Raw genomic sequence first — 19,904 nt, 5'->3', positions numbered from 1 at the left:
CGGTCAGATGTCATTTTTATTTCGCCTGCTTGGCCTGAAGGGCGGCAATCTTACGCCGCAATTCGATTTCATTTAGGGCCATGAGAAACTCAATGCCATAGATGATAAAGCTGACGATAAACTTAAACCACACGAACAGGGCAAAGAGCCCAAAGAGGGAACCATAGGCAATGCCCATGCTTGGAATAAGGGTCATAAACCAGCCGTAAATCCCTGTAACCGCCAGCCACAAGCAAGTGACCAGCAGAGCCGTGATTAATGCCTGCCGGAAGGGCGGCGTGTAGGAGTGGGGGGCAAAGATATAGAAGAAGGTCAGCCACACCACGAGCACCACAAACGGCAGGAAAACCCGCAGGAAATTCCACAGCCAGAGGAAAAAGGCGGGGAAGTGGCTGCTTTCATTCAGATAATACACCAGCGAATTGCCAAAGACCGGCAGCCCCAAAGAAAGGAAAATCACCACCATGAGGCCAAAGGTAAAGATAATGCCCTTGGCATAGACCAAAACATTGTGGCGGTTATCCCGCGCTATGTTTTCCGTCTGCGCATAATCCAGACTGTCCGTAGCCCGCGTCAGAATCACGAGCCCCTGCACAAAACTGTACAGAGAGAAAAGGCCCGTCACCCACATCCACAGGGAACTGCGGCTGGCCATAATGCGGGTGATGTCGCTCATCAACGGCCCCGCCATCCGCTCCGGCAGATAATGCGCGGCCACACCGTAAATGGCATCCACCTGCGCAGCCATGACAAACAGCATCAGATTGACCGTAAACACCAGAAAGGGCAGAAAGCCCAACAGGAAATAATACGTCGTTCCCGAAGCCATATCAAACCAGCTGGCAATGCGGTGGTAATCCGTAAAGCGTTGGTAGAAGAAATAAAGCGTCTCCCAAAGAGGCGTAAGCCGCTTTAACAGGCTCTGCACCAATTTATCCATAACTTTCTCCTTGCCGATATCCATCATTTCCTATAGTATTCGTCCTTCACCGCGCATTTTCCTATTTACACCCAAGGGAATATCCTGTATATTAAGAGCGGGATAAGTTTTAATCAATGAAAAGATGGAGAGGAAGAGTGAGCGCTTGATATCACTTAACAATGTTCACCATGCCATGCAGGCCTACCATGGGCCCATTAAGCAGCCGTCCTACAAAGAGGACGAGATTGAAGCCCTGAAGGCTCAGAAAAGCAAATTCGAGAACCAGATTACCGATTTGCAGGGCGATAACAACGAAGACAGCCAGACAAAGCTGGGCAGCGTGCAAAATGACCTGGCCAGCGTCGAGGACAAGCTGGAGGACTTGAAACCCATTTCAGCATTAAAACCCTCTGAACCGGCTTCACCGCCCAAAGAAATTCCCAGCGATGAGGAAATGAACCGCCGCTTTGGCGCCGCCTATTCGGTGGAACTGAGCCATATCAAAACCTCCCGCATGGCAGAGGAATAATAAACGATAGGGAGTGGTTTCTCATGATAGATGGAAAGCAAAAAGCATTAGCACTGGCTGCCCACATCGGCTACCTGTTCTTCGGTGTTGGCTATGTACTGGTGCCGCTGGGATTGTATTTGATTTACGATAAGCATGACGATTTTATCGCCGGACACGCCAAGCAGGCATTGCTGGCCCAAGCAATCTTCGGCGTGATTAGTGCTATAGTTGCAGTGCTTACCATGCTGCTGGTCGGAGTGCTCCTCTGGCCGATAGTGTTCCTGCTCGGCATCGTATGGTTCTGCTGTTCCATAATCGCCTGCTTCAAGGTGATTAACGAAAAGGAATACCACTATCCCTTGCTTGGAAAATTTTAACACGTTGTACAATATAAAAATACCTGACAAGTCAATTGATTTGTTAGGTATTTTTTACAACTATATTTGGTTGTTAAAAATCATCAAAAATGATATCGGAGGAGGGCTTACTGTGAATAATACTATGCGATATAAGGGGTATGTGGGTTCTGTTGAAATCTCAGAAAATGATACTGTTTTTTATGGCAAGGTATTGGGCATACGCTCCTTAATCTCTTACGAAGGTGCAAATGCAACTGAACTAATTGCTGATTTTCACGGGGCAGTTGATGATTATTTAGCAATGTGCAAGGAAGATGGCGTAGCACCTGAAACAGCGTATAAAGGCAGTTTCAATGTCCGCATCACACCGCAACTTCATGAAAAACTGGCTATTTGTGCTCAAAACCAGGGAATTAGTCTTAATAAACTAATAGAAAAAGCATTACAGGCTTATCATCCAATAAAGGCTATCTAACCAACGCGTAATCCACTGTCCATAGCATTGGCTAGAATCATAACCAAAATAAAATCCCTTTTACAATCACGGGTAAAGAGGAAAGTGAATTTTTGAAAACAATTCATGAAGTTGAAGCTGGCAAAGGGTTTAGCAAGGGATACACCCCTAAAAATGAACTATATAGGGACTTAGAAATATGATTTTTGCTGTACAGTATTCCAATATTTAATAGGTGTCATGAGTGCTATACCCAACCAGATTAGCTATTATTTTATAAAATAGAACACCACACGATTTATTTTAAATGCCTCAAAATCATAAACAAGTAAATATTATCTATCTTAGAGAAGTTGACAAATCAAAAATTGACAAATCAATTTCTCTTTTTAGTATCTTTAGCAGGAAATCACAGCGTAAATGCAGAACAGAACACATAAAAGAATCTTCTGATTAATTACTCGATATGAATGTTCAGGGATTCGGATATTGTTTTAGAACCTATGGGACGTCGCAGGTAACGGCATTAGAGATAGATTAACAAATTATTGGAGGGGATATACTTAATAGAATTGCGGATAAGGTGCATAATGTAGCGTTGTACCACCACCTGTGGAAAAATTGCTTTTGCCCCTTCTTCCAGCCCGGAAACACCGTCCATGCTGATGAAAGCCACGTCTTCAACACCGCGTGTCTTAATTTCGTCAAAAATCTGCATCCAGTTATGCTTGCCTTCGGTGTCGCTAATCCATAAGCCTAGGATATCCTTGATACCATCCAAATCATAGCCGAGAATCACATAGATGGCACAGTTTTTCGTCTCGTACTCCTGCCGTATAGGGACGTAAAGACAGTCTACAAATATAAAGGGATAAAAGGGCTTGAGGGGCCGATTCTGCCAGACTTCAGCTTCCTCCAGCACACGGTCGGTGATGTTTGAGATACTTTCCGCTGACAGGCTGAAGCCATAAATGTCTTCAATGGTCGAGGATATATCACGCTGGCTCATACCACGTCCATACATGGACAAGACTTTATCCTCAATACCCGTAATATCCTTTGACCGTTTAGGAATAGCCTGCGGCTCAAAGGAACCATCCCTGTCGCAAGGAACGCTGACGGGAATTTCACCAAAACTGCTTCGAACGGTCTTGTCGATATAGCCATTGCGGCGATTGTCTGTATCCTTGCTGCCGTGGTCGTTAGATGTATAGCCCAGATGGTTGTCCATTTCTCCCTGCAACATAGCTTCCAGCATGGGGCCAAATACATCTTTTATAGCATCCTGCATTTCCTCCTTATTCTGGGGGTGATATTGCTCCATGATAAGTTTGGCGATAGCCTGTCCTTTTTCATTGCCTCTGTTTTTTCGTCTTGGCATAAGTGCTGTACTCCGTTTCTGTCATTATGATGATACTGTACCGCACTTTCGAATAAAAATTAAGTGCGTAAGTTTGTTACCGGTAACTTACACACTTAATTTTACACTCTCATAATTCTTGCTTCCATTTGAATAATCAACAGAACAATCTTGGTCTTGAATTCAGCTGTGTACGTTTTTGGTGCATGATGACAACTTCCAATTTTTGTTGCTTATAATATATAATTTACTTTTATCGAACAATAATATATAGATAGTTTAATTTTAGATTTATAGAAGGTGGAAAATCATGAATAAATTGTTAGTATATGTACTTATTTGTGTTTTTTCTTTTACAGCATCAGCATTTGCTGCAGAAAAAACAATAAACGTTACGGGTATGTATATTGCTGGATCATCTGAATCTCTTAACAGTGCAAAACAACATGCATTGGAAGATGCCATGAGATTAGCTACAGAACAAGCCGGTGTGCTTGTGTCATCGTACTCGAAGACACAAAATATGGTTTTAACTGATGATGAAGTTACTACTGTTGCTTCAAAAATTATAAAAGTTAATAAAAAGAATTATAGTGTTAATTTACTCTCTGATTCTGAGATAGAAGTAAAAGCTTATATTGAAGCAATTATCAATACGGATAACCTTAATGAAGATATAGTTAATTTGAAAAAAGAAAATAAATTATTAAAGGAACAGAACTATGATTTGAAAAATATATCTTCTCAAAAAGAGAAATTAAAAAACAAAATATGGCTTATGTATCGAGACGAAAGAAGGAAAAAGTACATTGGTAATCCTAATATACTTTGGAGAAACAGTTTAAATTCTTTTATTATAAGAATGAATAAAAATATTTATTCATCTGATACTGGTGCTTTACCTAATATTGCAGAACATTATTATAAAGAAATACATCCGAATGTTGATAAAAATATTGTTATGCTTACCATATTTGAAGGAGAATATGAACTTATGGCAGGTTTTGAACCGCCTGCATATGGCAGTTTCAAACGTGCATATAATTTGATAAAAAAACATAATATAAATGATTTAGATGCTGACCTTTATAATGATTTAAAAGAGTATTGTATAATAATGAGTGCTTATATTAAAGAATATTATCCCGACCGCTATGGTAAAGATGTGAATTTTGAATTTGAATAATAAAAAGACACATACTACTGAACAAATAGGGAGTGGTAGAAATGTGTCAAGATAAGTGTGCATTACAATTTATATTCCTTATCAAGAATGTGATGATGATAAACATAAAAATGAACTATTTATTCTAAGAAAGGAATCTCTTGAACGATTAGTCATTAAGATTTCATGAGTTTGAGCTACTCGTAAAAAAATCATCCGCATCATTATTATTTGATGCGGATGATTTTTTATGTCATCTAGGGCGCCATAACTTCTTTTTGAAAAGTCATGAATAATATATGAATACTCACATTTTTGTGTTCTAGAAAAAACAGTCTCTTAGAATCGTTTTTAAGGCTACGCAAAGCCTTTACGCATATAAGGTATTGCCTGTTGTCAAAAAATCGCTCACAGAAGCTTCTAGGCGATTCAAAGCGAATTTGGCCATTTAATCAATTTTGGGTGCCAATTTCTCCGTATGACGGTTGGTCATTCTCTCGTGCACATGGGCATATCTGGCGGTCATCTTGGGGTCGGAATGGCGGAGCTGTTCCTGAACCAGGCGGATGTCTTTGGTTTCGCTGTAGAGGTTGGTGCCGCAGCTATGACGAAGGATATGGCAGGAGTAGCCAGGATGTTTGAGGTCGCAGCCACGAAGGATACGGTTCATGATGTCGCGGATGCCGTTGCGGCTGATGCGTCCATAGTTGTGACGATGGTCGGAAATAATGGTGGGGGTGAGGCTGCCATCTTTGGTGGGGCGGGGACGAGCAGCCAAATAGCGTTCCAGAACGGTGAAGGTGGCATCGCAGGGGTAAACCATTCCCCCATGGCCTTTACCGCGGACGTTGATGGAGCGGTATTCCCAGTTGATATCTTCATCGCAGAGGCGGTGGACTTCGACGTTGCGGAAACCTTCCACGCCCATAAGGTAAATCATCAGCGTATCGCGGTAACGGATGAACTCGTTGTCCTCATTAATGTGTTTGACATAGTCACACATTTTTTGAATCTGATCAGAGGAGTAAAAACGGAATTGTTCGTCCCAGCTGATTTTTTTCTCAGATTTGATATCGTCGCAGGGATTGGCCTTGATGAGGTCCATTTTGCAGGCCGTATGGAAAAAGGCCCGGACAGCAGCCAGCTTGATGGCAATGGTATTTTCGGAATAGTTCTGGCTAAAGAGGTATTCCATGTAGACGCGCATCTGATAGTCCTGGATATCCAAGGGATGTCGCTGATTGGCAAAGCACCATTTGATAAAGGCATTGATATGGATGCAGTAATCCCGCATGGTATCCTGAGTCGGTCGGCCGCTGGCAATATAACGTGGCAGGAACTGCCAGTAGTAAGCCACAAAAAAATCCGGCGTGATGGCGGTCATGTCCAAATTATTTTTAACGGTCAGATTCGTTTCCTTAAAATCTTCGGGGATTGTCAGTTTATTATCAGCCATAAATACTCCTCTCCAGTTATCCACGTCCAACTGTGTGTAATTTCCATTAACCACAGTTGGATAGATTTTAGAAAAGGCAGAGGGATTTTCCCCTACCTTCTCCTTATTTTGACATGTCAGATTTGACTTGTCAAATTTTTATCTTACAGTAAAACTTTGTGGCTGACATTTACGCGACCCTTGTCGTCAATCTCAACGACTTTGACTTCGAGCTGGTCGCCAACCTGCACAACATCTTCCACATTTTCAACGCGGCGTTTAGCCAGCTGGGAGATGTGGCACAGACCTTCTTTGCCAGGCAGCAGTTCTACGAAAGCGCCGAACTTCATTAGGCGCGTAACCTTACCGGTATAAACTTCGCCAACCTCAACTTCACGCACGATGTCTTCAATCATCTGGCGAGCTTTCTTCATGCCCTCTGCATCTGCGGAGAAAATGAAAATGTTGCCGTCTTCGTGAATATCAATCTGTACGCCCGTTGCATCGATGATGCCCTTAACCACTTTGCCGCCCGTACCGATAACGTCGCGAATCTTATCCACCTTGATGGTGATTGTTTCCACGCGCGGTGCATACGGAGACAAGTCATCATTCGGTTTGGCAATACAAGCCAGCATCTTGTCCAGAATGAACGCACGGCCACGTTTTGCCTGCTGCAATGCCGAGGACAGAATGTTACGGTCAATGCCGTCCACTTTGATATCCATCTGAATAGCCGTTACGCCTTTTTCCGTACCAGCTACCTTGAAATCCATGTCGCCCAGAGCATCTTCCATGCCCTGAATATCGGTCAGGATGGTATAAGCATCCCCTTCTTTTACCAGGCCCATAGCCACGCCGGAAACCGGACGCTTGATGGGAACACCGGCCTGCATCAGGGACAGCGTGCTGCCACAGACGGAGCCCATGGAGCTGGAACCATTGGATTCAAGGATCTCCGAAACAAGGCGGATGGTATACGGGAATTCATCCGTGGACGGAATTACCGGCACTAGAGCGCGTTCTGCCAGAGCGCCATGACCGATTTCGCGGCGTCCCGGGCTGCGGATGGGTTTTGCTTCGCCGACAGAATAGCCGGGGAAGTTATAATGATGGATGTAATGTTTCGTGGTTTCGGGGCCAAGGCCGTCGATAATCTGCTCGTCGCTCATGGGACCAAGGGTCGTAACCGTCATAACCTGCGTCTGGCCACGGGTAAAGAGTCCGGAACCATGTGCACGCGGCAGCAGACCTACTTCGCAGCTTACCGGACGCACTTCTTCGAGGCCACGGCCGTCCGGACGAATCTTTTCATGGGTAATCATGTGGCGCACGATTTCTTTTTCCAAATCATGCAGGGCCATAGCGATTTCCTTGTCCATTTCCGGGTAATCTACGAGGAAATGTTCCATGGTATCGGCGTTGATTTCGGCGATATGGGCGTCGCGGTCGAGCTTATCCGGGTTACGGGTAGCTTCATCCAGACGGTCTTTGGCATATTCGCGGATACCGGCTTCCAGTTCTTCCGGCACCTTGAACAGCTTGGATTCACGTTTTTCCTTCCCGCAGGCCTGCTGAATTTCTTCCTGGAATGCTACGATACGCTGGATTTCCTGATGACCATAGAGGATGGCATCGAGGATAACATCTTCCGGCAGTTCGTTGGCACCAGCCTCCACCATCATAACGGCATCTTTGGAGCCAGCAACGGTAAGGTTCAAGGTGCTGACTTTGCGCTGTTCTTCCGTGGGGTTGATGACGAATTCATCATTTACACGGCCTACGCGCACGCCGGCAATCGGGCCCATAAAAGGAATATCGGAAATGCAGAGTGCTGCAGAGGCACCAATCATGGCTGCCAGTTCCGGTGCATTGTCCTGCTCTACGGACATAACCGTAGCCACAATCTGTACGTCATTGCGGTAGCCTTTCGGGAACAGCGGACGAATCGGACGGTCAATCAGACGAGCGCAAAGGATGGCGTCACTAGACGGACGGCCCTCGCGCTTGATGAAACCGCCGGGAATCTTGCCTGCAGCATACATCTTTTCTTCATAGTCCACGGTCAGCGGGAAGAAATCCACGCCTTCACGGGGTTCTGCGGATGCAGTAGCCGTAACCAGCACTACCGTATCACCATAACGAACAAAGGCAGCGCCGTTGGCCTGTTTTGCCAGCTTGCCGGTTTCAATCGTCAGCTTGCGGCCGCCCAGTTCCATTTCAAAACTTTGCATAATTCTCCTCCTACGTCAAACTCATACTTTATTATAGTTCGACATCTATTGTATGAATCCTGTCACCTTGCGGATAATAGATAAAGAAAAAAGCGGGAAATCTCCCGCTTTTCTAAGCAAATCTTGCTATTAGCCGATCGTAGCGCGGATGCCGAGCTTAGCGATGATGGAACGATAACGCTCGATGTCCTTCTTGTAGAGGTAGCTGAGGAGACGGCGGCGATGACCAACCATCTTCAGCAGGCCACGACGGGAATGATGGTCCTTCTTGTGCTCCTTCAGATGATCCGTGAGGTACTGAATGCGAGCGGTCAGTACAGCAATCTGTACTTCCGGAGAACCCGTGTCACCTTCGTGAACGGCATACTTCTGCATGATTTCCTGTTTTGCTTCCTGAGTCAACATGTGAAAACTCCTCCTATAAAATAAAGCTTAATGTCCTACAGCTAAGATGGCGTCGGAGTACTTCGCCGTCCGGGCTGTGGATTGGTGTCAAACACCTTCGTTAGTATAGCATAGGCCGCCCGAGATGTAAAGAAAATTTATTGCCATCCCTTACTTTGGCCAGAACTTCATAAAAACCCGCTCGTCCTGCCGCATTTCCCCGGACAGATGCTGATATTTCACCAACTGGGTCATGCCCTGCACCACGCGGTAGCCGAGTTTTTTATGCGCCTTCAGTGAAGCCAGATTGATGGTCTTGGTGCGGCTCAGTAACCCTTTGACGGGGATTTTCGTGCGCATTTCCTGTTCCATGGACGAAAAAATCTGCCGGTGACGGTAGGCCTTGCCTACGCCGCCCTCCTCCAAGAACCAGTAATCTTCCACATTCAGCCCATGGTTTGCTGCAATCCGGGCCACTTCCTCATCCTCAACTAGCGGCACCGCTGCCAAAAAGCCGGCACAACGGTCAAGCTCACTATCCAGACAAAGGATGATGCGTCCCTTGTCCGCATACTGGGCAAAAAGCTGCTGCACCTCATCCGCCGTAAAGACTTCCTCATAAGGCGGCTGGGCAAAGCACTCCATATAAATCTCATAGAGCTCCACTTTGGCGAACAGCTCCGCCATTTTCTCTCCCGTATCTACGGTTATTAATTCCAGATTGTTCATAGAAAAAACCTCGCGAATATGTACTACATTACATTATTCGCGAGGTTTTGCGTTTTTCCTGTTTATAAATGCTTTTCTGCGTAATCTTTGATAAAGCCGCTGAACTGCTCATCCACATCCGTAAGCTGCTTGCCGATACTCCAGTTCAAGGTTATCTGCACGGAAAGGTTCGGCAAGAGCGGACGGCGGACAAAGATATTCTCCGTGCCCGTGACGAAGTTGGGCAGGATGGAAATGCCCATGCCGTTAGCCACGAGCTGTTTGATGGTCTTTAGCTGAGACGTACACAGAGTGATATTCGGCACAAAGCCCACCTCATTGCAGCGGCGGCAGACTTCCTTATATTGATAGGTATGGGGCTGCTGCATGATGAATTTTTCTGCAGCGATATCGCCAAAGCCGATTTTTTCCTGGTTCGCCAAAGGATGGGATGTCGGCAAACAAACGCTCATGCTATCCTGCATCAAAAGCATTTCATTTTCCGCCGGAGTCCGCACCTCGCCCAGAACAATGCCAAAGTCCAAATCCCCCAAGGCCAGCCGGTTGCGAACCTCGTCAGAATCGCTGTATTCCTGCACATCGAGACTGATGTCCGGGAAGGAACTTTGAAACTTGGTAAAGAGGTCCGGAAAAAGATAAGCTTCCACCATCGGCGGCAGGCCAAACTGGATTTTTCCTCTGCTGTCCCCGCGATAACGCGCCATATCCTTCTTAGCAGCACTGGCCGCGCTCATGATTTTCTGGGCGTGCAGGAGAAAGGCCTGTCCCTCTGGTGTCAGATTGACCTTCTTTTGGCTGCGGTCGATAAGCACCAGACCCAGTTCGGCTTCCAAAGCCTTGATGGCCTTGGTTACGGAAGGCTGGGACACATGCAGGGTCTCGGCGGTGCGCGTAAAGTTCTTCAAGTGACTAATGGTGCAAAAATACTCCAACTGGCGAAATTCCATATTAGGCGCCCCCATACATATATATAATCAGTTCTATGAATTGGCCTGCGCTCTATTTTCTTTGCAGGCTCATGCTCTAACTTACATTATACTATGCTTTTGGGTTATTATCCAGCCTTTTAACTTAGCGAATGGAGATTTATGCGTGCGTCGTAAAAGGTACTGCCTGCGGCCTTGTCTGTGGTACGAGCCGAGAGCAGGCGGTTGGTATTGCCGCAGGTTGTGTATTCCTGCCACCAGACGCCTTCGCTGACGGCCGTTCCCGGGGCAACTCTATCGCTAAGTTTCAAGGAAAATTCTGCCGAACCATAGGTATTTTCTGCCATGACCTTATCGCCATCGCGAAGATTTAACCGCGCCGCGTCGGCAGGATTTACCTGCAGTACCATGACGCCGCTGCGGGTAAGTTCTTCGCGTTCGTTAAAAGAGCTGTCCAAAATCCGCGGGTCAGGGGAATTAATCAGGATAAACTCTCCCCCATCGCTTGCGTAGTGGGGCGGAAAATAATCCGGCAAGGCAGGGGTGATTTTGGGATTGAGAATTTCGATTTTCCCCGAGGGGGTCTTAAAGTCCAGCTTGTAGTTTTGCGGCAGAGGAAGTTCCACCGGCTCCCCGGCTTCTAATTTTGACAAGTCAACCGGCAGGGGCCAGCAGGTCTTTGTACTCGCCATAATGTGGTTGACTAAGTCTATTTCCCCTTGACAGAAGAAATCATCCGTAAGTCCCATGGCCTTGGCCAAGGCCTGAGTTACCTGCCAGTTGGATTTGCTCTCACCTACCGGCGGGATAATCTGCCGCCCGCGCTGAATCACATACTGGCCATAGGAATAATAGATATCCTCGTGCTCCAAGGATGTGGTGGCCGGCAGGACAATATCGGCAAAGCGTGCGGTATCCGTCATAAAGCGTTCATGGACAACGGTAAATAAATCCTCCCGCATGAGCCCAGCCATAACCTTGTTCTGGTCAGGAGCTGTGCAGGCCGGATTGGAGGAATAGACATAGAGCGCCTTGACCTGGGGCTGCAGATTCTTATCCGTCAACACCTCGCCGAGCTTAATCATATTGATATGGCGCACCCCAGCCTTCTCCATATCGGGACGGCGAATGATGTCCTTATCAAAGGCATTGCTGCCAGAAGAAGACGTCAGCATGCCGCCTCCCTTTCTGGCATATGTCCCGAGCACCGCCGGCAGACAGGTAATCAGCCTTGAAGTCATAGCGCCGTTGCCATAACGAGACTGACCGCTGCCCAAACGGATAAAGGGCGCCTTGGCATTTGCCAGTTCATGAGCAAATGCTTCTATTATATTTACACCAACACCGGTAATTTCTGCCACAGTTTCCGGCGTATAGCGGGGCAAAACCTCTGCCTGCAGTTCCTGCCAGCCATGTACAAACGCAGCGATAAAATCTTCGTCTGCCAACTTGTCCCGAGCGATAATATGGAGCAGCCCCAAAGCCAGAGCGCCATCTGTGCCCGGCTTAACCCGGATAAATTCATCCGCATATTGAGCCGTTTTCGTTTCGTAGGTGTCAATGCAGATGACTTTGGCGCCGTTTTTCCGGGCTATATCCACATCATGCTTGAAATGGATATCCGTGGCCAGCATGCTGATGCTCCAAAGAATAATCAAGTCACTGTGCTGGGCTTCCTGCGGCGCCGTAGGCAGAGTGCCGCCCATCAACGCCCGATAGCCGTAACCCTTGGCGGGTGCACAGATGGTTCTATCAAGGCTGCTTGCCCCTAGCGCATAGAACAAAGCATGGCCCGCACTGTACTGAATAGTTCCCATGGTGCCTGCATAGGAATAGGGCAATATTGCCTCTGCCCCATCACGGGCGATAATCTCCTGCCAGCGGGCGGCGATTTCGGCAATGGCCTCATCCCAGCTGATGGGCTCGAATTTTCCGTCTCCTTTTTTCCCGACCCGCTTTAAGGGTGTCGTCAGGCGCTTTGCCGAATGTACCGTGCGCTCGTAATGCGCCATCTTCGGACAAAGCGTCCCGCGGGTAAAAGGATGTTCCGTATCGCCTTCCACTTTCAGGGCTTTTCCCTTGTCCACCGTCACCACGAGGCCACAGCAGTCGGGGCAGTCATAAGGGCACGCTGATTTCTTTATCTCCATAGGAACACGCTCTCCTTTATCTCATAATGCTCTTATTATACCCTACACAATAAAATTTGGCCATAACATTTGACACATAAAGAAAAAGTGTGACCAGTCAAAATTTGACCAGCCACACTTACAAAAATCTATTATTATTCCGCTGACATAGCAGGGTCCTCTTCTTTCTTCAAGAGGCCGCTGCCACAGTGACGAGCTACCAGCACTGCCAAGGTCATCAAAGCAATCGCCAGCACCAGCTGCAGGCCATCCACCATCAGGGTGAAATCGCCCGTGCCAATCTTGCCGACAATGCCCACCACGCTGATAACCAGCGCACTCATGGTCACCAGGAACATGAAAGTCATGGGCACATAAAGCATCCAGCCCTTGCGGCCCGTGGACTTCAGGAACAAGGCCAAGGAGATGAGAACCATCGCCGACAGCAGCTGATTACCCGCACCAAAGAGTGGCCAGATATTCATATAACCGGCCAGGCACAGGGCATAAGCCAGAACCAGCGTCAGAATCGTCGAAACGTACTTATCCATAAGCAGTTTAGCCAGGCTGCCAGCTTCTTCCCCTTCACCGGGAGCTACCAGTTCCTGCAGGGACATACGACCGATGCGGGCCACGGAATCAATCGTCGTCATGGCCAGCGCCGAAACACACATGGTAATGATGCAGGCCGAAACCGCAGCGGGCAGGCCGAACATCTGGAAGAAACCGGCGATAGCCCCGGCAAAAATCTGGAAAGGCGTGCCCTGCGGCAGTGTACCGTTCGATGCAGCAGCGCAGGCGATAACGAGAGCCACCACACCAAGCAGGGATTCTACCAGCATAGCACCATAGCCCACAGGCAGCATATCCTTTTCATTGGCAATGGCCTTGGAAGAAGTTCCCGAAGATACCAGACTATGGAAGCCGGAAACAGCACCGCAGGCAATCGTAATAAAGAGAATTGGGAACAAGGACTGACCCTTAACCGTAAAGCCAACAAAAGCCGGCATGTTGATAACAGGATTGGCCACAAGAACGCCAACCACACCGCCGAACACCATGCCCAACAGCAGGAAGGAACTCAAGTAGTCGCGCGGCTCCATCAAAAGCCACATGGGCAGAACCGAAGCGATAAAGCAGTAACCAAAGGTCACATAACGCCAGCCCATGGCATCAAGATATAGCGGAAACTGCATTCCCACAGCAAACATCGCTACAACCAGAACAACTGCCACCAGGAACTTTACAAGGCCGCTGGGCTGTACCTTGCGGATAAATACCCCAAAGCCCATCGCAACGACAATGTAGAGCATAGAAATCGTGGCGGCCTGTGCGCCCGGTACATTGAGGGCACCACTTTTGGTAAAGCCGTTAAAGGTATTGGCCAAAATATCGGCAAAGGCAGCCAGTACCAGCAACGTGAACAGCCAGCAGAACAGCAGAAACAAACGGCGGCCCGTACGGCCCACATACTGTTCAATCAGCATGCCCATGCTCTTGCCCTGATTCTTGACCGAAGCATAGAGCGCCGTGAAATCCTGCACCGCACCGAAGAAGATACCGCCAACGAGCAGCCAGAGCATCGCCGGAGCCCAACCGAACATCGCAGCAATAATCGGCCCGGTCACAGGACCCGCACCAGTAATGGAGGAAAACTGATGTGCAAACACCGTAAACCGCGAAGCCGGCGCAAAATCCCCCCCATCTTCGAGTGCAACCGCCGGCGTCTTGGCCGCAGGGTCAATGCCCCAAGTCTTCACCAACCATCGTCCATAGAGAAAATAGGCTGCCACAAACGCCACCATGGCGAACCCCACCAACATTAAACCATTCATACATAAGACCTTCTTTCTCCAAGCAAATATAATGTATTATTGCAGTTGGATAATTGTACAATGTGTATACTACCACTTTGCAAAGTATGTGTCAACTTGTAAACTTATATAAATTACAAGCAACAACAATTTCTTCTTCCTTTTTTGTCCAATATGTTGTACAATATTCTTATGAAGGGAGGGCTTGTATGTTAGCCGTAAATTACTCAACCTTGCGCAACAATCTGAAAAGCTATTGTGACCGTGCCACAGACGATGCCGAAACTGTCTTTGTCACCCGCAAAGACGAAAAGAATCTGGTTATGATGAGCCTTGAATCCTATAACAACCTTATGGAAAACATCTTTGTCCGCAGCAACCATAAAAACTACCAGCACATCACGGAAGGTATCCGCCAGCTGGAAGGTGGCAATACTGTAAACAAAACTCCAGATGAATGGGAGAAACTACTCCATGAATAGACAATTCTCCGAAAATGCCTGGAACGATATCATGAGCTGGCTGCGGGAAGACCGTAAAATTATCAAAAAAATTGATGAGTTACTAACCAACATTGAGCGTAACGGCCATGAAGGCCGGGGAAAGCCAGAGCCACTCCGTTACGAATTGTCAGGCTACTGGAGCCGTCGTATTACCGAAAAAGACCGGCTCATTTACCGTTTTGACGAAAATACCATATATATTGCCGCCTGCAAAGGGCACTACAATTAAAACAGAGCCAAGTCACCTCATTCCAGATGACCAGGCTCTGTTTTAATTTCTATTATCGAATTTACCCTCTAGCCAAAATATCCTGCCACCACTTTTTATTGTCAAGATACCACTGAATAGTTTTCTTGATGCCGTCCTCGAACTTAGTCTCAGGCAGCCATCCCAATTCATTGTGAATCTTAGTCGGGTCAATTGCATAGCGCATATCATGGCCTTTTCGGTCAGCCACATGGGTAATCAGGGATTCTGGCTTACCCAGTGCCTGACAAATGAGCTTGACGATATCAATGTTCTTCTTCTCATTATGGCCACCAACGTTGTAGACCTCTCCGACTTTCCCCTTGCGAAGAATCAATTCTATCGCCTTGCAATGATCTTCCACATACAGCCAGTCGCGAACATTCTGCCCTTCACCATATACCGGCAGGGGCTTATCTGCCAAAGCGTTGACGATCATCAGAGGAATCAGCTTCTCCGGGAAATGATACGGGCCATAGTTATTGCTGCAACGGCTAATCGTCACCGGCACACCGTAGGTACGGCCATAAGCCATCACCAGTAAATCAGCCCCGGCCTTGGAACTCGAATAAGGACTGCTGGTATGAAGCGGCGTTTCTTCCGTAAAGAACAAATCAGGACGGTCAAGCGGCAAATCACCATAAACCTCATCCGTAGACACCTGATGATACCGCTGAATCCCATACTTACGGCAGGCATCCAAAAGTACACTTGTACCAATGATATTAGTCTGCAGGAAAATCTCCGGATTCTCAATTGACCGGTCAACATGAGATTCAGCCGCAAAATTAACAATAACATCCGGCTTTTCTTCTTCAAACATCTTATAGACAGCCTGACGGTCAGCAATATCACCTTTAATAAACTTGAAGTTCTCATGCTTCTGCGCATCTTCGAGTGTTGCCAGATTGCCAGCATAGGTCAGCTTATCATAGCAGATAATCTTATCCTCAGGCCGCTTCTTCAGCATATAATAAACAAAATTGCCGCCAATAAAGCCGGCACCACCGGTAACTACAATATTCATCGTCTAAAACTCCTATCCATGCAGAACATCCAAGAATTTACCATCCACTACGTCTTTGAGATACTTGCCATACTGATTCTTCTTCAGCACCTCATAGGCAGCCATAACATCTTCACGGCTTATCCAGCCATTGAGATAAGCAATCTCCTCCAAGCACGCCAGCTTTCTGTGTTGGTGCGTTTCCATGGTCTTTACAAACGCCGTAGCCTCCACCAGACTTTCATGAGTTCCCGTATCAAGCCAGCTAAAACCTTGACCCAGCAATTCAACATTCAGCTGCCCTTTTTCAAGATAAAGTATGTTCAAATCCGTAATTTCCAGCTCACCACGCGCAGACGGTTGCAGCTTTTTCGCCAGTTCCACCACCTGATTATCATAGAAATACAAGCCCGTTACACAATAATTGCTTTTAGGGTGCTGTGGCTTTTCCTTGATGCTGATAGCCTGCCCTTTATCGTTAAACTCCACAATACCAAAACGCTCTGGGTCATCTACATAATAACCAAAGACAGTTGCCCCTTGTCCCGTTTCGGCCATCTCCACCGCATGACGCAGCCGTTTCTTCAGACCATGCCCGGCAAAGATATTATCCCCCAGCACCATGGCCACAGAATCATCGCCGATAAATTCCTCACCAATAATAAACGCCTGCGCCAGTCCATCCGGTGATGGCTGAACGGCATATTCAAGATTCAAACCAAAACGGCTGCCGTCCTTCAAAAGCTCCTGAAATCTAGGCGTGTCTGCCGGCGTAGAGATGATAAGGATATCCCTTATCCCCGCATTCATCAAGACAGACAGCGGATAATAAATCATCGGCTTATCGTAAATCGGCAGCAGCTGCTTCGATGTCACCATGGTCAGTGGGTACAATCTTGTCCCAGAACCACCTGCTAAAACTATTCCCTTCATCATCAAATCCCTCACATTTTCTCAAATACAAAGGTATCTTTTAGCTGTGCCCATTTCTTATCCTTGTCCGACAGATTCAATGGCACACCATCTACGGTATAGCCTGCTGAATCAGCACTACCATGATATTCGCCAACCAGATGTGGCCATTCGATACCAATATCCGGATCATTCCAAGCTAAACCACCTTCATCACCAGGATGATAAAAATCCGTCACCTTGTAACAAAACTCTGCCTCATCACTTAAGACTAAAAAACCATGAGCGAACCCTTCCGAAATATAAAATTGCTTCTTGTTCTCAGCCGAGAGTTCCACCCCGAACCATTTTCCATAGGTAGGTGAATTCTTCCGCAAGTCAACAGCCACATCGAATACCGTGCCCCGAATCACCCGCACCAGCTTCCCCTGCGGATGCTCCTTCTGGAAATGCAAACCACGCAGAACCCCTTTGGTACTCATGCTCTGATTATCCTGCACAAATACCATATCCAATCCAGCCTCATGCATATCCTGCTGATTATAGGTCTCTGTAAAATAACCTCTGCTGTCACCAAAGACCGTAGGCTCAATAACATATAAACCTTCAACAGGCGCCTTGGTAACCTTGATTTTTCCCATAATATATACATACCTCCATTGTATTTATCTAAAACTTATGCTATAATTTCCTTGAAAGGAATATTATCATGTTTAATATTGAATATTTTAAGACTGAAAACAACGAAAAGCCTATCGCCGATTTCTTGTTATCTCTCGATACTAAGATGCGCATTAAGGTTTTACGCAATATTCAGCATCTAAAATTAAATGGTTATCGATTGCGTGAACCATTATCTGCCCCACTAAGAGATGGTATATTTGAACTACGCACACAAACAGGCGGCAACATTACACGCGTTCTTTATTTTTTCTATGTAAACAACACTATTGTTTTAACTCATGGATTCATAAAAAAGACGCCCAAAACACCTCCAAAAGAAATCGAACGTGCTATCGAATATCGAAAACTCTATCTTGCCCGAAAGGAGAATGACAAAAATGGATGACTTTGAAGTATTCTTAAATGAGCAACTACAAGACCCTGAATTCAAACGTGATTGGGAAGCCAGTCAGCTAGAATTCGATATTACCGAACTTCTGATATCTGCCCGTCAGGAACAGCATATTACACAAAAGGAACTGGCTGCAAAAACTGGCATACGCCAATCCAATCTGAGCCGTATTGAACGCGGCCAATGCAAGCCCGACCTCACAACCTTACAAAAAATAGCTGTCGGCTTAGGCAAACGATTGCAAATTCAATTCGTATAACATCTAATAACCAGAGTCTAGTTATCTTTTGATGACTAGGCTCTAATTCTATTTATAGGCCATTACTCACGAATTATGCATAATAACTCTTCCGTCTTTTGACGCATCAATGCATTATCCTGTCTTGCTTCTACATTCAAGCGGATAACCGGCTCTGTATTGGACTTGCGCAGGTTGAAACGCCAGTTGTCATATTCCACGGACAGGCCATCCACTCTGGTAATCTTGCCATTAGCACCGTACTCTTCCTCAATACGTGCCAACACTTCATCAGCATCCTTAACCTTGCTGTTGATTTCTCCGGAACATGGATACCGCTTCATTCTCTCCTGCATCAACTCCGACATGGTCTTGCCACCAGCCTGAGACAGAAGCTCCAACACCAGTAGCCACGGAATCATGCCGCTGTCACAGTAGGAAAAATCACGGAAATAATGATGAGCACTCATCTCACCACCATAAATAGCATTCTCGGCTCGCATCTTCTCCTTGATAAAAGCATGGCCACTCTTGGAAATAACCGGCACGCCGCCGTTTTCCCGTACCAATTCTTCCGTATTCCATGTAAGACGCGGGTCATAGATAATCTTCTCTCCCGGATTCTTCTGCAAGAAAGCCTTAGCGAGAAAACCTACCATATAATAGCCCTCAATGAAACTCCCCTGCTCATCAAACATAAAGCAGCGGTCAAAATCACCATCCCAGGCCACACCAGCATCAGCACCAGACTCACGAACTGCCTTTGCCGTAGCCTCACGATTGTCTGGAAGCAACGGATTGGGCACACCATTTGGGAAATTCCCGTCCGACTGATGATGCACCTTTACCAGCTCAAAAGCCAGATACTTCTCCATCACATCAAGAATCGGCCCAGCCGCACCATTGCCAGCGTTGACCACAACTTTCAGCGACTTCAATTTTGACATGTCAACATAGGACAAGATATGCTTGACATACTCCTCCGTAATGTCAATTTTCTCTACCTTGCCAACATTTTCCACTATAGCAGGCAGTTCACCAGCTGCTACCTGCGCCTCCAATTCGCGCAGTCCTGTATCCCCGGAAATAGGCTTTGCCTCCTGCCGTACAAACTTCATACCGTTGTACTCTTTCGGGTTGTGGCTGGCCGTAATCATAATGCCGCCATCTAACTTCAAACGAGCCGTGGCAAAGTAAATCATCTCCGTGCCACACTGCCCTATATCGATAACATCACAGCCAGATTCCGTCAAGCCACGAGACAAAGCCTCCTGCAGCCCTGGTCCAGAAAGACGGATATCATGCCCAACAACAACATTCTTCGCCTTAAACAACACCGGGAAAAACTTACCAATCCGATAAGCCAGTTCCTCATTTACTTCTTCCGGCACAATACCACGTATATCATACGCACCAAAACACTTTGTCAATATTCCCATAGTCACTCCATTTTTATTTTTACATTACAAAGCTCCCCAACTCTGACAATATCATATCCTTA

Annotated in this window: 20 protein-coding genes and 1 pseudogene; 8 read left to right on the top strand and 13 right to left on the bottom strand. The window is 46.7% G+C overall.

The window, feature by feature from the left end:
• Window positions 1-16: 16 nt before the first annotated feature.
• Complete coding sequence (locus P157_RS0108595) at window positions 17-940, bottom strand: YihY/virulence factor BrkB family protein (protein WP_037352197.1); 924 nt, start codon at window positions 938-940, stop codon at window positions 17-19.
• A 145-nt stretch (window positions 941-1,085) separates the two neighbouring features.
• Between P157_RS0108595 and P157_RS0108590 the strand changes: the two genes are divergently transcribed.
• The 3 genes from P157_RS0108590 (at window position 1,086) to P157_RS0108580 (ending at window position 2,267) form a co-directional block, all read left to right on the top strand.
• The gene (locus tag P157_RS0108590; protein ID WP_026760640.1) at window positions 1,086-1,451 is read left to right on the top strand and encodes a hypothetical protein; all 366 of its coding nucleotides are present in this window, start codon (window positions 1,086-1,088) and stop codon (window positions 1,449-1,451) included.
• A gap of 23 nt (window positions 1,452-1,474) precedes the next feature.
• Window positions 1,475-1,810 carry a DUF4870 domain-containing protein gene (locus P157_RS0108585; protein WP_026760639.1) on the top strand — a complete coding sequence of 112 codons (336 nt, stop codon included), beginning with the start codon at window positions 1,475-1,477 and terminating at the stop codon, window positions 1,808-1,810.
• 112 nt (window positions 1,811-1,922) lie between these two features.
• Window positions 1,923-2,267, top strand: coding sequence for a type II toxin-antitoxin system HicB family antitoxin (locus P157_RS0108580; RefSeq protein ID WP_026760638.1), 345 nt, complete (start codon window positions 1,923-1,925; stop codon window positions 2,265-2,267).
• Window positions 2,268-2,790: 523 nt separating this feature from the next.
• On the opposite strand, the pseudogene P157_RS14210 reads toward P157_RS0108580, so the two are convergent.
• A pseudogene (locus P157_RS14210) lies at window positions 2,791-3,627 on the bottom strand (IS256 family transposase); the annotation flags it as partial.
• A gap of 289 nt (window positions 3,628-3,916) precedes the next feature.
• Between P157_RS14210 and P157_RS0108570 the strand changes: the two are divergent.
• Window positions 3,917-4,792, top strand: coding sequence for a hypothetical protein (locus tag P157_RS0108570; protein WP_026760637.1), 876 nt, complete (start codon window positions 3,917-3,919; stop codon window positions 4,790-4,792).
• A gap of 427 nt (window positions 4,793-5,219) precedes the next feature.
• Here P157_RS0108570 and P157_RS14205 read toward each other — a convergent pair whose 3' ends face one another.
• From P157_RS14205 to P157_RS0108535, 7 genes are all read right to left on the bottom strand, one after another.
• Complete coding sequence (locus P157_RS14205; RefSeq protein WP_051598560.1) at window positions 5,220-6,227, bottom strand: tyrosine-type recombinase/integrase; 1,008 nt, start codon at window positions 6,225-6,227, stop codon at window positions 5,220-5,222.
• Window positions 6,228-6,370: 143 nt separating this feature from the next.
• Window positions 6,371-8,440 (bottom strand): polyribonucleotide nucleotidyltransferase, encoded by a 2,070-nt coding sequence (locus P157_RS0108560; RefSeq protein ID WP_026760636.1) that lies wholly within the window; start codon window positions 8,438-8,440, stop codon window positions 6,371-6,373.
• A 129-nt stretch (window positions 8,441-8,569) separates the two neighbouring features.
• Window positions 8,570-8,845: a 30S ribosomal protein S15 gene (rpsO, locus tag P157_RS0108555; RefSeq protein ID WP_014424698.1), complete on the bottom strand. Its 276-nt coding sequence runs from the start codon at window positions 8,843-8,845 to the stop codon at window positions 8,570-8,572.
• 150 nt (window positions 8,846-8,995) lie between these two features.
• Window positions 8,996-9,553, bottom strand: coding sequence for a hypothetical protein (locus P157_RS0108550; RefSeq protein WP_026760635.1), 558 nt, complete (start codon window positions 9,551-9,553; stop codon window positions 8,996-8,998).
• A gap of 62 nt (window positions 9,554-9,615) precedes the next feature.
• Complete coding sequence (locus P157_RS0108545; RefSeq protein ID WP_026760634.1) at window positions 9,616-10,500, bottom strand: LysR family transcriptional regulator; 885 nt, start codon at window positions 10,498-10,500, stop codon at window positions 9,616-9,618.
• A gap of 119 nt (window positions 10,501-10,619) precedes the next feature.
• Complete coding sequence (locus P157_RS0108540; protein ID WP_026760633.1) at window positions 10,620-12,629, bottom strand: molybdopterin-containing oxidoreductase family protein; 2,010 nt, start codon at window positions 12,627-12,629, stop codon at window positions 10,620-10,622.
• A gap of 134 nt (window positions 12,630-12,763) precedes the next feature.
• Window positions 12,764-14,443: a carbon starvation protein A gene (locus P157_RS0108535; RefSeq protein WP_026760632.1), complete on the bottom strand. Its 1,680-nt coding sequence runs from the start codon at window positions 14,441-14,443 to the stop codon at window positions 12,764-12,766.
• Between the two features lie 188 nt (window positions 14,444-14,631).
• Between P157_RS0108535 and P157_RS0108530 the strand changes: the two genes are divergently transcribed.
• Both P157_RS0108530 and P157_RS0108525 read left to right on the top strand, forming a co-directional pair.
• Window positions 14,632-14,904, top strand: coding sequence for a type II toxin-antitoxin system Phd/YefM family antitoxin (locus P157_RS0108530; RefSeq protein ID WP_026760631.1), 273 nt, complete (start codon window positions 14,632-14,634; stop codon window positions 14,902-14,904).
• On the top strand, window positions 14,897-15,154 hold the full coding sequence (locus P157_RS0108525; protein WP_026760630.1) for a Txe/YoeB family addiction module toxin: 258 nt from the start codon (window positions 14,897-14,899) through the stop codon (window positions 15,152-15,154). Before P157_RS0108530 ends, P157_RS0108525 begins: the two co-directional genes overlap by 8 nt.
• Window positions 15,155-15,215: 61 nt before the next feature.
• Here P157_RS0108525 and rfbB read toward each other — a convergent pair whose 3' ends face one another.
• From rfbB to rfbC, 3 genes are read right to left on the bottom strand one after another with little or no spacing between them, the layout of a single operon-like run.
• A complete protein-coding gene (gene rfbB, locus P157_RS14200; protein ID WP_051598559.1) occupies window positions 15,216-16,199 on the bottom strand; it encodes a dTDP-glucose 4,6-dehydratase in 984 nt (327 codons plus the stop codon).
• A 12-nt stretch (window positions 16,200-16,211) separates the two neighbouring features.
• Window positions 16,212-17,111, bottom strand: coding sequence for a glucose-1-phosphate thymidylyltransferase RfbA (gene rfbA, locus P157_RS0108515; protein ID WP_026760629.1), 900 nt, complete (start codon window positions 17,109-17,111; stop codon window positions 16,212-16,214).
• An 11-nt stretch (window positions 17,112-17,122) separates the two neighbouring features.
• On the bottom strand, window positions 17,123-17,731 hold the full coding sequence (gene rfbC, locus P157_RS0108510) for a dTDP-4-dehydrorhamnose 3,5-epimerase (RefSeq protein WP_026760628.1): 609 nt from the start codon (window positions 17,729-17,731) through the stop codon (window positions 17,123-17,125).
• A 68-nt stretch (window positions 17,732-17,799) separates the two neighbouring features.
• Between rfbC and P157_RS0108505 the strand changes: the two genes are divergently transcribed.
• Both P157_RS0108505 and P157_RS0108500 read left to right on the top strand, forming a co-directional pair.
• Window positions 17,800-18,159, top strand: a complete 360-nt coding sequence (locus P157_RS0108505) for a type II toxin-antitoxin system RelE/ParE family toxin (protein ID WP_230578462.1) — start codon at window positions 17,800-17,802, stop codon at window positions 18,157-18,159.
• On the top strand, window positions 18,152-18,424 hold the full coding sequence (locus P157_RS0108500) for a helix-turn-helix domain-containing protein (protein ID WP_026760626.1): 273 nt from the start codon (window positions 18,152-18,154) through the stop codon (window positions 18,422-18,424). The genes P157_RS0108505 and P157_RS0108500 overlap by 8 nt, the downstream gene beginning before the upstream one ends.
• Before the next feature lie 62 nt (window positions 18,425-18,486).
• Here P157_RS0108500 and P157_RS0108495 read toward each other — a convergent pair whose 3' ends face one another.
• The gene (locus P157_RS0108495; RefSeq protein ID WP_026760625.1) at window positions 18,487-19,842 is read right to left on the bottom strand and encodes a phosphomannomutase/phosphoglucomutase; all 1,356 of its coding nucleotides are present in this window, start codon (window positions 19,840-19,842) and stop codon (window positions 18,487-18,489) included.
• Window positions 19,843-19,904: the final 62 nt, after the last annotated feature.

Origin of the sequence: Selenomonas ruminantium AC2024, from assembly GCF_000687995.1 — a bacterium.
GTDB lineage: Bacteria > Bacillota > Negativicutes > Selenomonadales > Selenomonadaceae > Selenomonas_A > Selenomonas_A ruminantium_B.
The sequence above is the reverse complement of the archived record's forward strand: the minus strand, read 5'-3'. Positions and strand labels throughout refer to the sequence as shown.

Coding starts and splice junctions, on each gene's coding strand:
- rpsO (WP_014424698.1), bottom strand. CDS start 8,845: ATGTTGACTCAGGAAGCAAAACAGGAAATCATGCAGAAGTATGCCGTT.
- P157_RS0108570 (WP_026760637.1), top strand. CDS start 3,917: ATGAATAAATTGTTAGTATATGTACTTATTTGTGTTTTTTCTTTTACA.
- rfbA (WP_026760629.1), bottom strand. CDS start 17,111: ATGAAGGGAATAGTTTTAGCAGGTGGTTCTGGGACAAGATTGTACCCA.
- rfbB (WP_051598559.1), bottom strand. CDS start 16,199: ATGAATATTGTAGTTACCGGTGGTGCCGGCTTTATTGGCGGCAATTTT.
- P157_RS0108545 (WP_026760634.1), bottom strand. CDS start 10,500: ATGGAATTTCGCCAGTTGGAGTATTTTTGCACCATTAGTCACTTGAAG.
- P157_RS14205 (WP_051598560.1), bottom strand. CDS start 6,227: ATGGCTGATAATAAACTGACAATCCCCGAAGATTTTAAGGAAACGAAT.
- P157_RS0108530 (WP_026760631.1), top strand. CDS start 14,632: ATGTTAGCCGTAAATTACTCAACCTTGCGCAACAATCTGAAAAGCTAT.
- P157_RS0108535 (WP_026760632.1), bottom strand. CDS start 14,443: ATGAATGGTTTAATGTTGGTGGGGTTCGCCATGGTGGCGTTTGTGGCA.
- P157_RS0108505 (WP_230578462.1), top strand. CDS start 17,800: ATGTTTAATATTGAATATTTTAAGACTGAAAACAACGAAAAGCCTATC.
- P157_RS0108595 (WP_037352197.1), bottom strand. CDS start 940: ATGGATAAATTGGTGCAGAGCCTGTTAAAGCGGCTTACGCCTCTTTGG.
- rfbC (WP_026760628.1), bottom strand. CDS start 17,731: ATGGGAAAAATCAAGGTTACCAAGGCGCCTGTTGAAGGTTTATATGTT.
- P157_RS0108550 (WP_026760635.1), bottom strand. CDS start 9,553: ATGAACAATCTGGAATTAATAACCGTAGATACGGGAGAGAAAATGGCG.
- P157_RS0108500 (WP_026760626.1), top strand. CDS start 18,152: ATGGATGACTTTGAAGTATTCTTAAATGAGCAACTACAAGACCCTGAA.
- P157_RS0108525 (WP_026760630.1), top strand. CDS start 14,897: ATGAATAGACAATTCTCCGAAAATGCCTGGAACGATATCATGAGCTGG.
- P157_RS0108560 (WP_026760636.1), bottom strand. CDS start 8,440: ATGCAAAGTTTTGAAATGGAACTGGGCGGCCGCAAGCTGACGATTGAA.
- P157_RS0108495 (WP_026760625.1), bottom strand. CDS start 19,842: ATGGGAATATTGACAAAGTGTTTTGGTGCGTATGATATACGTGGTATT.
- P157_RS0108585 (WP_026760639.1), top strand. CDS start 1,475: ATGATAGATGGAAAGCAAAAAGCATTAGCACTGGCTGCCCACATCGGC.
- P157_RS0108540 (WP_026760633.1), bottom strand. CDS start 12,629: ATGGAGATAAAGAAATCAGCGTGCCCTTATGACTGCCCCGACTGCTGT.